The 13236-nt window shown below is 70.9% G+C and carries 14 protein-coding genes; 8 read left to right on the top strand and 6 right to left on the bottom strand.

Translation table 11 applies throughout. The annotated features are described in order from the left end of the window. The first annotated feature begins 88 nt into the window (after positions 1-88). Positions 89-1054, top strand: a complete 966-nt coding sequence (locus ACFWTE_RS23560; protein WP_378782036.1) for a nucleoside hydrolase — start codon at positions 89-91, stop codon at positions 1052-1054. A gap of 27 nt (positions 1055-1081) precedes the next feature. Here ACFWTE_RS23560 and ACFWTE_RS23555 read toward each other — a convergent pair whose 3' ends face one another. After that, positions 1082-1918, bottom strand: coding sequence for a helix-turn-helix transcriptional regulator (locus ACFWTE_RS23555; RefSeq protein ID WP_378782035.1), 837 nt, complete (start codon positions 1916-1918; stop codon positions 1082-1084). A 128-nt stretch (positions 1919-2046) separates the two neighbouring features. On the opposite strand from ACFWTE_RS23555, the gene ACFWTE_RS23550 reads away from it, so the two are divergent. Both ACFWTE_RS23550 and ACFWTE_RS23545 read left to right on the top strand, forming a co-directional pair. Further along, positions 2047-2328 (top strand): Atu4866 domain-containing protein, encoded by a 282-nt coding sequence (locus tag ACFWTE_RS23550; protein WP_378782034.1) that lies wholly within the window; start codon positions 2047-2049, stop codon positions 2326-2328. Next, positions 2325-2474 (top strand): hypothetical protein, encoded by a 150-nt coding sequence (locus ACFWTE_RS23545; protein WP_378782033.1) that lies wholly within the window; start codon positions 2325-2327, stop codon positions 2472-2474. The genes ACFWTE_RS23550 and ACFWTE_RS23545 overlap by 4 nt, the downstream gene beginning before the upstream one ends. A 195-nt stretch (positions 2475-2669) precedes the next feature. Here the strand turns inward: ACFWTE_RS23545 and ACFWTE_RS23540 are convergent, their stop codons facing one another. Together ACFWTE_RS23540 and ACFWTE_RS23535 are read right to left on the bottom strand one after the other, a co-directional pair. Beyond that, positions 2670-3086, bottom strand: a complete 417-nt coding sequence (locus ACFWTE_RS23540) for a PaaI family thioesterase (RefSeq protein WP_378782032.1) — start codon at positions 3084-3086, stop codon at positions 2670-2672. 317 nt (positions 3087-3403) lie between these two features. After that, a complete protein-coding gene (locus ACFWTE_RS23535; RefSeq protein WP_378782031.1) occupies positions 3404-4021 on the bottom strand; it encodes a DUF47 domain-containing protein in 618 nt (205 codons plus the stop codon). A gap of 425 nt (positions 4022-4446) precedes the next feature. Between ACFWTE_RS23535 and ACFWTE_RS23530 the strand changes: the two genes are divergently transcribed. The 3 genes from ACFWTE_RS23530 (at position 4447) to purM (ending at position 7601) form a co-directional block, all read left to right on the top strand. Then, a complete protein-coding gene (locus ACFWTE_RS23530) occupies positions 4447-4923 on the top strand; it encodes a sterol carrier family protein (protein ID WP_378782030.1) in 477 nt (158 codons plus the stop codon). A gap of 9 nt (positions 4924-4932) precedes the next feature. Beyond that, the gene (purF, locus tag ACFWTE_RS23525; protein WP_378782029.1) at positions 4933-6429 is read left to right on the top strand and encodes an amidophosphoribosyltransferase; all 1497 of its coding nucleotides are present in this window, start codon (positions 4933-4935) and stop codon (positions 6427-6429) included. A gap of 107 nt (positions 6430-6536) precedes the next feature. Further along, positions 6537-7601 carry a phosphoribosylformylglycinamidine cyclo-ligase gene (purM, locus tag ACFWTE_RS23520; RefSeq protein ID WP_378782028.1) on the top strand — a complete coding sequence of 355 codons (1065 nt, stop codon included), beginning with the start codon at positions 6537-6539 and terminating at the stop codon, positions 7599-7601. Positions 7602-7754: 153 nt separating this feature from the next. On the opposite strand, the gene ACFWTE_RS23515 is transcribed toward purM, so the two are convergent. Further along, complete coding sequence (locus tag ACFWTE_RS23515) at positions 7755-7982, bottom strand: DUF3073 domain-containing protein (RefSeq protein WP_378782027.1); 228 nt, start codon at positions 7980-7982, stop codon at positions 7755-7757. A 252-nt stretch (positions 7983-8234) separates the two neighbouring features. Between ACFWTE_RS23515 and ACFWTE_RS23510 the strand changes: the two genes are divergently transcribed. Both ACFWTE_RS23510 and bldC read left to right on the top strand, forming a co-directional pair. Further along, positions 8235-9068 carry a hypothetical protein gene (locus ACFWTE_RS23510; RefSeq protein ID WP_378782026.1) on the top strand — a complete coding sequence of 278 codons (834 nt, stop codon included), beginning with the start codon at positions 8235-8237 and terminating at the stop codon, positions 9066-9068. 705 nt (positions 9069-9773) lie between these two features. After that, positions 9774-9977, top strand: a complete 204-nt coding sequence (gene bldC, locus ACFWTE_RS23505; protein WP_013155387.1) for a developmental transcriptional regulator BldC — start codon at positions 9774-9776, stop codon at positions 9975-9977. Positions 9978-10452: 475 nt separating this feature from the next. Here the strand turns inward: bldC and ACFWTE_RS23500 are convergent, their stop codons facing one another. Then, complete coding sequence (locus tag ACFWTE_RS23500) at positions 10453-11325, bottom strand: NAD(P)H-binding protein (RefSeq protein ID WP_378782025.1); 873 nt, start codon at positions 11323-11325, stop codon at positions 10453-10455. A 315-nt stretch (positions 11326-11640) separates the two neighbouring features. Beyond that, complete coding sequence (locus tag ACFWTE_RS23495) at positions 11641-12870, bottom strand: hypothetical protein (protein ID WP_378782024.1); 1230 nt, start codon at positions 12868-12870, stop codon at positions 11641-11643. Between the last annotated feature and the right edge of the window lie 366 nt (positions 12871-13236).

Here is a 13236-nt window from a genome sequence, read left to right as displayed (position 1 = left end):
GCCCGGCGATAGTGGGGCGCTTCGGCTCAGGAGCAGCACGACCCGCTGTCCGTTCCCGCCCCGGACGGGGCCCGAAGGAGAAGAAGGCGTGACCACACCCCTGGTGATCGACACCGACACCGCGCAGGACGACTGCGTCGCGCTCCTCGTCGGGCTGCTGGACCCCGGGGCCGACCTGCGCGCCATCACCATGGTCGCCGGGAACGTCGGCTTCGACCAGCAGGTGCGCAACGCCTTCCTCACCCTCAACGTGGCCGGGCGCCTGGGCGAGGTGCCCGTGCACCTGGGTTGCCGCCGACCGCTCACACGCGCGTGGGTGAACGCGGAGAACGTCCACGGCGACGGGTCCGGCGGGCTGGCCATGGACCGGTCCGGGTTGGAGACCGAGTCCGAGCACGCGGTCGACGCCCTGGTCCGGCTGGCCGCCGAGAACCCCGGCGAGCTGTCCGTGGTGGCGATCGGCCCGCTGACCAACATCGCGATGGCGGTCGTCAAGGACCCGGACTTCGTCCGCAACGTGCGCACCCTGTACGTCATGGGCGGCTCCAACAACGGGCGCGGCAACATCACGGCCGCGGCCGAGTTCAACTTCTACGTGGATCCCGAGGCCGCCAAGGCCGTCTTCGAGGCGGGCTTCGACGTCACGGTGGTCCCGTGGGACCCGCTGACGCTGCGCCAGGCGGTGTTCGGCCAGGAGCGGCTGGACACCGTCGCCGCGATCGGCACACCGCTGGCCGACTTCTTCGTCCGCGTGTGCTCCGCCACGCTGGAGTTCGACCGGAAGGTCGGGATCGACGGCACCACCCATCCCGACTCGCTGACCGCGGCCGTCCTGCTCCGCCCGGACCTGGTGCGCCGCTCCGGGCGCTACCACGTGGACGTGGAGACCGCCGGAGAGCTGACCCGCGGCTACTCGGCCATGTCCTGGGGGGTGCACGGACTGGAGCCCAACGCGACGGTGGTCGAGGAGATCGACGCCGACGGGTTCTTCGAGTACGTCGTCGAACTGCTGTCCCGGCGCACCTCCCCCGCCAGGGAGATCACCGGGCTGTAGGCCCCGGTCGGGGCCTCTCCCGCCCTGCTACGCCTCGGCCCGCCGCCGCGTCGCGTCGCTGGTGCCCAGCAGCGCCAGCGCCTGCGCGCTACGGCTCCCGGGCTCGGCGTGGTAGATGACGAGCTGCTGCCCCCTGGCCCCGCGCACGTCGAAGGCCTGGTAGACCAGCGACAGGCCCCCCACGTCCGGGTGGACGAACTCCTTGGCGTTACTGGTCTTTCCGCGCACGGTGTGGGTTTTCCAGAGCGCGGCGAAGTCCCCGCTCCCCTCCACCAGCTCCCTGACCAGGGACGTGAGCCCGGGGTGGTGCGGATCGAGCCCCACCGCGTGGCGCAGGCTCGCCGCGGTCGTGCGGGCGACCCGCTCCCACCTCGCGTGGAAGGTGCGCGCGGCCGGGTCGAGGAAGACCATCCGGGCCAGGTTGTCCGCCCGCGCGAACGGCGAGAACAGCGCCTCGGCCAGTGCGTTGGCGGCCAGGAGGTCCAGGGCGGGGTTGAGCACGAACGCCGGCGTGTTCGGGTACCCGTCCAGCAACTGCCGCAGCTCCGGCGCGACCGTCTCCACCACCGCGCGGCGACGCGCGTCGTCGGGGACCGCGCCCGCCAGGCGGTACAGGTGGTCGCGGGTGTCGTCGTCGAGCCTCAGGACGCCGCTGACGGCGTCGAGGACCTGCGCCGACGGATTGCGTTCCCTCCCCTGCTCCAACCGGGCGTAGTAGTCGCTGCTCATGCCCGCGAGCACCGCCACCTCCTCGCGTCGGAGCCCCTGAACCCTGCGCTGTCCGTAGGAGGGCACACCCGCGTCTTCCGGCCGGATCCGGGCCCGGTGTGCGCGCAGGAGGTCTCCGAGGTCGTTACCGCTCATGCGGTCAGGCTACGCCGGGGGCCGGCCGGCTGCCTGGGTGTGCCACTCCCTGGCACGAGACGTCCTGTGCGCGGCGGGCGCTGCGCCGCAGACTCCGTGGTGACCGATCACGGAGGAGGCACGGAACAGTGGCAGCAAGTACTGGGGGCGCAGGAGCCGCGGGCGCGGAACCGCGACCGGACGTGGTGGGTGTGTGGACGACGGCTGACGGCCATATCCGGCAGGAGCTGCGCTCGGACGGCCGGTACGACGAGGCACGCGGGGCGAGGCGCAGCGCGTACACCGGTAGCTACACGGTGACGGGCGACCACATCGACTACGTGGACGACACGGGGTTCACCGCCACGGGCGACATCCGGGACGGGGTGCTCCACCACGAGCACCTGGTCCTGTACAAGGAGGAAGCGTGAACGGGACGGTCGAGTCGGTGCTCGTCACCGGGGCGAGCAGCGGTATCGGCGAGGCGACCGCACGGCGGCTCGCGGCGGGCGTCTCGGACCCGGTGGCGCGCGAGGCGATGAGAACCTACCGCGCGGTGGCGATCCCGGCGTCGTAGGTGGCGCGTGCCATCGCGTTCGCCGTCGCGTGCCCGCCGGAGGTGGACGTGGACGAGATCGTCCTGCGGCCGACCGCGAGCACCCGGTAGCCCTGGAGGCCCCGGGGCGGGCCCGTCCCGGGGCCGGGGAGACCGGACCGTGGTGACCGGGCGGAAGGGGCGCCCCGGGGCGGGGACGGCCCTGCTGGGCGGGCCTCAGCCCACGAGCGTGATGACGCCCTGCGCGGCGGCGACGGTCCGCTCCTCGTCCGTGTCGTCCAGCACCACGATGTCGCAGCGGCACACCGCGCGCCTGCGCGTGCTCTGCAGGACGTGCGCGCGGGCGCGGAGCAGCCTTCCCCGGGCCGGACGCAGGTACTCGATGGAGAAGCCTCCGGTGAGCACCGACGGTCCCAGGACGCTGCCCCCGGCGAACGTGAGCGCGTTGTCCGCGGCGTAGGACAGCACCCCGCCGTGGACGAAGCCGTTCTGCTGGAGGAGGTCGTCGCGTACGTCCACCTCCAGCACGGCGGCCCCGTGCGTGATGGACGCGATCCTGGCCCCCACGAGGGCGCTGAAGGGCTGGGCGGCGAGGACACGGGCGGCCAGTTCGGGGGTGATCTCTTCGGACACGGGGTTCTCCTCGGCATCGGGCGCCCGCGGCCGCCCACCGGCTCGGTGGCGTGGGCGGGTGCCGGTGGGCACGGGGCCGGTTCCCGCGGGGTCCGGGCCACGGTACCGGCGACGCCCTGAGCGGCCGGTGCCCGGCCCTGCTCCGGTGCCGGGCACCGGGGTCCCCGGGCCGGGGTACCCGGGCGCTCCGGGGACGCCGAGGGGTCGGAGCGGGACTCCGGAGGTACGGGAGGGGCCGAGGGCGCGTACGCGGGAGCTCGGAGGGGCGAGAGGTCGGGGGACGGGGGACGGGGGAGGCTCGGGCCCGAGGGGCGGGGTCAGCTGTTCTTGACGACGATGGTCTCCACCGTGTTCGCGACGTGCTCGAACGCGTCGGCGGCGGTCTCCAGCTCCTCGATGACGTCCTTGAGCTTGAGCACCGTCAGGGCGTCGTACTCCCCGCTGAACAGGTGGGCCAGGAGTTTGCGGTAGATGCGGTCGGCCTGGTTCTCCAGCTGGTTGATCTCGATCCAGTACCGGGTCAGGTCCTCCAGGGAGCGGAGCCTGGGCATCGCCTCCGCCGTCAGCTCTGCGGCGCGTTCGAGCACCTCGATCTGGTCGATGATCCCCTTCGGCAGGCGCTCCAGGCCGTAGAGGCCGATGAGGTCGACGGCGGCGTCCATGGAGTCCATGACGTCGTCCAGGTTCGATGCCAACCGATAGATGTCCTCCCGGTGGATCGGCGTCGCCGCACTCTTGTTCAGGCGGCGCATGATCGCGTGGGTGGCGTCGTCACCCGCGTGCTCGCAGGCACGCATCTTCTCGGTGATGGCCTCCCTGTCGGCGCCGTCACTCATCAGCTCCACCAGCAGGCGGGCACCGATGACCAGGTTGTTGGCCGAATCGGTGAACATCTCGTAGTAGCTGTCATCACGCGGGCGCAAGCGCAGGCGCACGTCGTTCTCCCGATGGTGCGGTGGTGTTCCTTCGTGGATGTTAAGCGCGCCGGGCAGCTGGTCCAGCGCGGCTGCGCAGCGTGGCAGGGGGCCGGGGCGCGGGAGGACGGGTGGGCGTGGGGCCGGTCACCCATCGTTCATCTCCTGGCGTCGGCGCATGGAACTGCCTGGGACGCAGGTTCCGTCGCAATCCTCCCAATCTCGACGACACCAGAACGGTTCGGGACGCTACCGTGTCCCGCCTCCGCTGGCCAGCGGTGCGCTGAGACAGGAATCACCCAATCGAGCGGAGACCGGCGGACAGCTCCGCTGGAGTTCCATGATGTCCACCTTCGGTCTATTCAGCCGCTATGACAAGTACCTCCCGGGTTCACACCCCCGATGATCCCGGAATCCCGTCATTCCCGCCCCCTAGGCTTCTGTCCATGCCATCCGCTCTGAGCGCGAGCGCCGCCCGGCGCCTTCGCGAGTCACTGGACGAACAGCTCTCCGCCCTGGGAGAGGCCCCCTTCGAGGGCGGGGACGAGGCCGCCGTCGCCGCCTGCGCGCAGGCGGTACTGCGCTCCGGGGAGCCACTGAGGGCAGCGGTCAAGGCCGCGGTGAGGGGCACCCTCGCGGTGCTGTCCGACCGTGTGCCTGGGCACAGCCTGGAAGTGCGCGTCCCCCCATACGGAGCCGTACAGGTGATCGAGGGCCCGCGTCACACCCGTGGCACCCCGCCCGGGGTCGTGGAGACCGACCCGTTCACCTGGCTGCGCATGGTGACCGGACACACCCCCTGGGAACAGGCGGTTTCCGATCATCTGGTGCAGGCGAGCGGGGCCCGCTCCGACCTGTCCGGCCACCTGCCCCTCTGGTCCGCCCCTCCCCCGGGTGGTGCCGGGCTGACAGGCAGGCACTAGGCTGTGGGTGTGTCGTACTCCGACGGCCGGCTCTCCATGGACCTCGATCCGCTCGAACGCGGCCCGCAGGATGCCTGCGGTGTATTTGGGGTCTGGGCACCCGGCGAAGAAGTCAGCAAGCTCACCTACTTCGGTCTCTACGCTCTGCAACACCGCGGCCAGGAATCCGCGGGCATCGCACTGAGCGACGGGGAACGGATCGTCGTCTACAAGGACATGGGGCTCGTCTCCCAGGTCTTCAACGAGGCGACCCTGGACTCCCTGCGAGGCCACCTCGCGATCGGCCACTGCCGTTACTCCACCACCGGGTCGCCGGTGTGGGAGAACGCCCAGCCGACCTTCTACACCGCGCGTGAGGGGGGTCTGGCGCTCGGCCACAACGGCAACCTGATCAACACCCCGGAACTGGCCGCGATGCTGCCGGACACCCGCCGCGGCGCGACCACCGACACCGAGGTCCTGACGAACCTGCTGGCCGACCAGGCCAGGCGCGGGAGTTCCGTGGAAGAAGCCGCCATGGAGCTGCTTCCCAAGGTCAAGGGTGCTTTCTCCCTGGTGTTCATGGACGAGAACACCCTGTACGCGGCGCGCGATCCGCAGGGCATCCGCCCGTTCGTGCTCGGCCGCCTCGGCGAGACCTCGGGCGCGGGCGGCTGGGTCGTCGCCAGTGAGACGGCCGCACTCGACATCGTGGGCGCCACCGTCGTCCGCGAGATCGAACCGGGCGAGCTCCTCACCATCGACGAACGCGGGGTCCGCTCCCGCCGCTTCGCTCCGGCCCGCCGCAAGGGCTGCCTGTTCGAGTACGTCTACCTGGCCCGCCCGGACACCACCATCGCCGGGCGCAACGTCAACTCCACCCGTGTCGAAGTGGGCCGTCGGCTCGCCAGGCAGCACCCCGTGGAGGCCGACCTGGTCATCCCGGTGCCGGAGTCCGGTACGCCCGCCGCGGTGGGCTACGCCGAGGCCAGCGGCATCCCGTTCGCCCAGGGCCTGGTCAAGAACTCCTACGTGGGCAGGACCTTCATCCAGCCCAGCCAGACCCTGCGCCAGCTGGGGATCCGGCTCAAGCTGAACCCGTTGCGCGAGGTCATCCAGGGCCGCCGCCTGGTGGTCGTGGACGACTCGATCGTGCGCGGCAACACCCAGCGGGCCCTGGTCCGGATGCTGCGCGACGCGGGCGCCGCGGAGGTGCACGTGCGCATCTCCAGCCCGCCCGTCCTGTGGCCCTGCTACTACGGCATCGACTTCGCCACACGCGCCGAGCTCATCGCGGCGAACCTCAGCGTGGACGAGATCGCCGCGTCGGTGAACGCCGACTCCCTCGCCTACGTCAGCCTCGACGAGCTCGTCGCGGCCTCCGAGGTGCCCGAGAACGAGCTGTGCCGGGCCTGCTTCGACGGGGTGTACCCCATCGAGGTCGACGCCGATTCCAGGGGCAAGTTCCTGCTGGAGAAGTCCTGTGGGACCCCGGAGGGTTCGACGCTGGCGACCAGCGACAAGTAACCACCGCACGGCGGGCCGGTCCGGCCCGCCGTGCGTTCGCTCCGCCGTGCCCGGAGACGGGCCGCGGAGCAGCACAACCACCGCAACACAGCACGAGGAGATCTCGCGTGGCAGCCGACAGCACAGGGGCGACGGGCGCGTACGCGGCCGCGGGCGTCGACATCGCCGCCGGTGAGCGCGCCGTCGACCTGATGAAGCGCCACGTGGCGCGCACCCGCAGGCCGGAGCAGGTCACCGACGCCAGCGGCTTCGCGGGCCTGTTCCGACTGGACGTCGGCAAGTACAAGGACCCGGTCCTGGCGACCTCCACCGACGGCGTGGGCACCAAGGTCATGCTCGCCCAGCAGATGGACAAGCACGACACGATCGGCATCGACCTGGTCGGCATGGTCGTCGACGACCTGGTGGTGAGCGGCGCCGAGCCACTGTTCATGACGGACTACGTGGCCTGCGGCGCCGTGGTCCCCGAGCGCATCGCCGAGATCGTCGGCGGCATCGCGGAGGGCTGCCACCAGGCGGGCTGCTCGCTGATCGGCGGGGAGACCGCCGAGCACCCGGGCGCCATGGAGCCCGGTGAGTACGACCTGGCCGGCGCGGGCACCGGTGTGGTCGAGGGTGACTCGATCCTCGGCCAGGCGCGGGTCCGCGAGGGCGACGCGGTGATCGCGATGGCCTCCTCGGGCCCCCACTCCAACGGCTACTCGCTGGTCCGGCACATCGTGGACCGGGCGGACCTGGACCTGTTCGCGCACGTGCCCGAGCTGGGCGGGGTCCTGGGGGAGGTCCTGCTCACCCCGACCCGGGTGTACGCCAAGGACTGCGTCGCGCTGACCGGGGCGGTGGAGGTGCACGCCTACTCGCACATCACCGGTGGCGGACTGGCGGCGAACCTGTCCCGGTCCCTGCCCGACCACCTGGACGCCGAACTGGACCGCTCCACCTGGGCACCCGCCCCCGTGTTCGGCTACCTGGCCGACAAGGGCGGCGTGAGCCGCGAGGACATGGAGGCCACGTTCAACATGGGTGTGGGCATGGTGGCCATCGTCGCGGCGGACGACGCCGTACGCGCCATGGAGGTCCTCGCGGACCGCGGTGTCCCGGCCTGGAGGCTGGGCACGGTGACGACCGGTTCCGGGCAGTCCGCCCTGACCGGTGAGTACCGGGACGCGTGAGAAACGGACGCGAACATAGCCGGTGCGAACCACCACAGTGGTTCGCACCGGCTATATCCACCTGTCCGCGACGGCTTCCCCACGGGCAAGCCGTAACCGCTACAGGTCAGCGGTTGTCGTCCCGAGCGACCAGAAGTCTCGGCGCACTCCGTACTACTTGTCGGAGTCCGAGTACTTGTCGGCAAGATCCGCGTAACGGTCGACCAGATCGTCCTGAGAATCCGTGTGAGGCTCGTCCGGCCCCAACGGCCCGGAGGGAGACCCCTCGTCCTCAGCGACACCCAGCTCCGACCGCAGCCGATCAAGGTCGGTCCCACCGGAGCTGTACTTGAGCTTCCGGGCGACCTTCTGCTGCTTGGCCTTGGCTCGGCCGCGCCCCATTGGCTCGACCCCCTCAACGATTGGGTTCCGACGAACCCGAGATCACTTACTAACCCGCACTATCGGGCTGACGGCCGTCAAACGCGACTGACGACAGGCGTCAGCTTACGTACACACACAACCGTACCTGGTCGGCCCCCGTCGTGCCTACGCCACCCGGGTGTGACGGATGTGGTGCGCGCGCGGATCGCCTGCCCGCCGGACGTTCCGGAGGTGAGTGCCACACGCAACGATATGTGCCACGATTCGATCGTGCTGCCCTACACCGCCTACCTCCGTGTCTACCAGCCGATCGACGCCTTCCCCCCACGCGACCGCAGGTACTGGGAGGTCTACGCGTCGTCGCCCGGCAGACCCCGTCGGATCAACGCGCTGGCGGCGGAGCACGAGGAGAGCCTGAACCGCCTGCTCACGACCCCACCGTCGGCGGCGCCGGAGGAGGAGAGCCGGGACGCCTACCTCCGCCGTGTGGACGAGCGCCTGTACGTGTGCCCGTGGCAGACACGGCTGCGGTCGTGGCGGGCCTTCGCGGAGTTCAGCGGATCGATGCCGACGGCCCTGTGCGAGGTGTTCGTGCCCGAGCCCGAGGCGGAGCGGGCCGAGGAGGGCTACCGGAAGTGGCGCGACTCCGGCGGAACGCTGCGTCCCGGCATCCTGTCGAGCAACTGGACCATCCCGGTGCCGTGGTTCGTGCCCTTCGAGGGCCAGGAGCGGTGCCTGGTCCTGTCGGCGAACTCCACGCGCACACTCCTGTACCTGACGCGGACGTCCCTGGCCAAACGGCGGCTGGAGCACACCGCGGCGGTCCTGAGGGAGCACATCGGCGAGCACGCGGTGTCCGCCTCCACCGAGCACCTGGTCGACTGGCTCTCCCTGACAGCGCACCCCGAGTCCCTGCTGGAACTGGACTACGGCGGCCTGCCCCACCTGCTCAGCGACGACCACCTCAGCGAGGACCGGTCGGTCGCCGAGGTCGCGGGGGCGGTGGAGGCGCTGGCCAAGGGCGACGGAAAACGCGTGCTGGAGCTGCGGGAGCGGCTCACCCGGCGCTGGAGGTCGGTCCGCGCCCTCCAGCACGCCAACTGAGGGTCATGGGTGGCCCAGGGTTTCGTGGACAGCGGACGGCGCCCTGTCGTCATCCGAGGCGGCCCAGGCGGGCACGCCACGCCGGACACCAACCTGGTACACCAGGTTTCTCGACGTGTCGGATCGCTTTTTCGCACGTGACAAAGGCGCGGGTCCTGATGTCGCCTGTGCACGACATCAAGCGTCGTGAAACTGGGCATAACGCCCGATAGGGATCAGCATAGACTGTAGCCAGTCGATCACCGAGTGCACTCTGAGTAACGAGAAAACCCTTGTCACGCAGGGAATCCACGCGAGCCGACCCACCAGTCGACTCCCGCGGAGCCCGCATCCACCGACGCACGCCACTTCCCTCCGCGCGGCGGCCGACCGGGGACCCCGATCCCGGGCGCCGGACTCGGACGCCGGGTTTCGGCCAGGCTTCCGTAGCACTTCGGGAACTCCGGATAGAGAAAAACGAGGCCGGAGAACGAAGTTTTGACCGAATACGCCACATGCCACTAAACGTGTCGCTAGAATCACTTAGCGTGACGCGGCCACGGGCGGTTTTCGTTGGCCTCCCACGTGCAAAGTTGCTTGGAGTGGTCGCGCAATCACCTCGGGTGATGCCAATATAGACGTAGTGCAAATATTGCACATCCGGGCCAAGTGCCAGGATTAAGGCTCAAGGATCGGCACACAGATCCAGGAGGAGAGGCCGTACACATGTCAACTCGCACGCCCGAGGCGGAGCCCCTGTTGACCCCCGCCGAGGTTGCCACCATGTTCCGTGTGGACCCCAAGACCGTGACACGCTGGGCCAAGGCGGGCAAGCTGACCTCGATCCGCACCTTGGGCGGACACCGCCGCTACCGCGAGACCGAGGTCCGTGCCCTGCTGGCCGGAATCCCCAGCCAGCGTACGGAGTGATCTCCCCCGGTCTGTGCCGATTCCGGGGGGAACGGCCGACGCACACCGGCTACTGACAGAGGCTGAGACGATTCGTGGGCGGGTCTCCCCTGAGGGAGGCCCGCCCGCCTTGTCCGTACCTTCCCCGGCCCGCTCCGGGCCCGCCGAGGCCCCTGTTCCGCCCCTGAGCGGGCGCAACGACCCCCTCCGGTTCGTGACTCTCCGCGCACACCCGCCCCGGTCCTCCGCGAGGACGCGCAAGTTGTCCACAGGCTGTGGACAGTGGTGGCGCCGCCGACGACGGTGGGGTTGTCTGGAAGACAGGGGGCCCACGGGGTCCGCCGACACCGTGCTGCCCTCGGGTACGGTCCGTAGGGGTACCGCACGCCCCTCCCCGGTTCTCCGCCGGACCCGACCCGGATCGGCGCGGGCCGCCCACGCCAGGGGCCGTGCCGGACAGCGGATCGGCGCGGGGCGGGCAAAGACCGCTCCCCGCTCAGCGGAAGTCGTCGGCGTGGTCCCGTGCCCACTCCGCGAAGGTGCGGGCGGGCCGCCCGGTGACCTCGCTCGCAGTGGCGGGAGCACCGTCGGGCCCGGTCGGCTCGGCCGCTTCGGCCCAGGTGTCGGCGTCGGCGTCGCCTCCGGAGTAGTCCGTGAACCCCAGCAGCATGTCGGCGTTGTCGGCCGCGAACCCGCCCTGCGCGCGGTAGTGCTCACGGGCCTCCTCCGGGGTGACCACCTCGAAGCGGATCTCGCGGCCGAGGGCCCGGGAGATCGCCTCGACCTGCTCGCGGTGGCTGATCAGCTCGGGCCCGCCGAAGGTGTGGGCCGTGCCGGCGTGCCCGTCCCCGAGGAGGGCCGCCACCGCGACATCGGCGATATCGGCCTCGTGCGTGGGGTACCAGGCCGCCTCCGGCTCCGGGTCGCGGACGATGTTCCCGGTACGGATGGAGGGGCCCCAGAGCCACAGCTTGTTGAGCGCGAACTCGCCGGGTCGGACGTGTGTCCACTCGACCCCGGAGCTCTCCACGGCCTGTTCGACGGGCAGGTGGAAGTCGGTGTCGTACCCGCCCGTGACAGCGGCGGAGGAGAGGGTGACGATGCGGCGCACCCCGGCCTCCACGGCGCGCCTGACGACCTCGGAGGCGGCCCCGGGGACGGGGAAGAGGTAGAGCCGGTCGACGCCGCGCAGGGCGTCGGTGAGGGTGTCCGGAAAGGCGAGGTCCCCGTGGACCACCTCGACCGCCCGGGGCAGGTCCGGGTGCAGGGACGTCCGGGTCATCGCGCGGACGGGGAGGCCCGCGTCGTGCAGCCGTCGGACCACGAGCCTGCCCACGTTCCCCGTCGCGCCGGTCACCAGCACGGTCATCGCTTCCCCCTCGGGTCAGGTGCCGCCCGGATTTCGGCCGGGCCGGAGGCGACCCGTGCGACTGACCCGTTGTATCCGGCCCCGTGATCACCGGGCAAACGTGAACGTGCTGTTCACATTCGGCTCTGACCTGCCAAAACGTGGAGCACTGAAAGAGGGGCTGTGGGCCGCCCGCCAGGTGGGGCGGGGCCCATGGGGGTTATCATTTCGTTACATACTGGGGGCGCGGGGAGGTCGCCCGCGCCCCGCCATCGTCCGGCCCCGGGGTGCGAGGCCGGACGGCGAAAGTGCGGCCGGGGGTCCGGCCGACGGGGCTCAGTCCCCGATCTGGTCATCCATGGCGGTGGTGCGCTTGCGGGCGAGGAAGGTCGCGGCGGCGCCACCGCCCACCGCCACCACGGCGGCCGTGATCAGCCCGGCCAGTGAGCTTCCGGTGGTCGCCAGGCGGTTGTCGGACCTGGCGGCCTCCTCCTCGGCGGCCTCCCCCTTGTCACCGGGTACGGCAGGCGCGCTCGCCGCGTAGGTGGAGCCGAGTGCCCACGAGTCGGCGAAGTCCACAGCGAACCGCTGTTCCTCCTCGGCGTCCCCCACCTGGATCCACGCGGTCATCCAGCTGCGGACGCCCATGCCCTCCCAGTCGGCGTCCTCGTCCTCGAAGGTCGTCTCGTTGACGACGAAGCGCACGCTCACGGGCACCGTCAGGGCCACGTCACCCTTCTCGTCGAACAGTTCGAGGACGTCCTCCACGACGACCCCGTCCGTTCCCACCGGGCCCACCGGGACTCCGAACGCGGTCAGGTCGCCGTGCTCGAACGTCGCCTCGGTCGATCCGCCGTAGTCGGCGCTCGCCGTGGTGGCCACGTCGGTGAGGGTGAACTCCACGGCGTTGTCGTCGGCGGCGACCGTGTCGGAGGTGCTCTCGTCCAGGACGATGACATCGTCGTCCCCGCTCGGGGACTGCTCCGGCGTCTCCACGGGCCGGTCGGCGGGCTCCTCCGGGCTCTTCTCCGGTTCCTGGGGCTGTTCACCCTCCCCGTCCGCATCGCCGGGCACGCGTCCCTCTCCCGTGGCGTCGGGACTGGGCTCCTCGTGGAAGGGGGTGTCCCCCTCCTGGGGCGTCTCCTCTTCCGGGTCCGCGGAGGGCTCGGCCGGCTCCACCCCCGGCGGGACGTCGACCATCCCGTGGGCGACGAGGTCGGCGATACCCATACGGAAGGTGGCGGTGTCGACCGTGGCGGAGGCGCGGGCGCCCTGGCCGTCGACGAGGGTGTGGCTCTCGCCGTCGATCTCCACGTAGGCGGCCATCGGACCGAAGAGGTCCTCGGTGGTGGCGCTGGCCTCGGTCTCGCCGCCGAAGCTGACGGCGGTGGAGTAGCCGGTGACGATGTCGCCGTCGGCGACCCAGGCCTGGGCGTTCCCCCAGAGCATGGGGGTCGTGGAGGCGGCGGCGGTGGGGAGGACGGACGCGGGACCGATCGCGCCGAGCGCGGCGAACAGGACGCCTGCGCCGACAAGGCGGCGTGCGTTCGGCTTGGCGGGAGTCACCACAACGCTCCTGTTGTCTTTGGGGGATATCCGACCGTGCGGGGCCGGTCTGCGTCTCCGCCGGCGGTGCACAGGGTTCGCCGGGCTGGCCTGGAGCGGCGCGGTCTCGGTGTGCGGGACGACGGGGGAGGGGCCTTCCCGCCCCGGGAACGAACTCCGACGCGTGGCGCGCGTGCGGTGCCTGTAGAGCGAGCCTAGCCCGTCGATCACAAAACGGAAACCGTTCTACGTTCGGCTATCGAACGACACATAGGCATTGACGCTCAGACAACGGCACGCATGTCAGGGAAGTTCCGGGACCGCCCCGAATCGTCCCGCACCTCCGGCGGAACGGGCACACGGCAGGGCCCCGGGGGGACGCACGTC

The organism is Nocardiopsis sp. NPDC058631 (assembly GCF_042716955.1).
In the GTDB taxonomy this organism is placed as follows: domain Bacteria; phylum Actinomycetota; class Actinomycetes; order Streptosporangiales; family Streptosporangiaceae; genus Nocardiopsis.
Note: the sequence above shows the minus strand (reverse complement) of the source record. Positions and strands in the feature narration are given on the sequence as shown.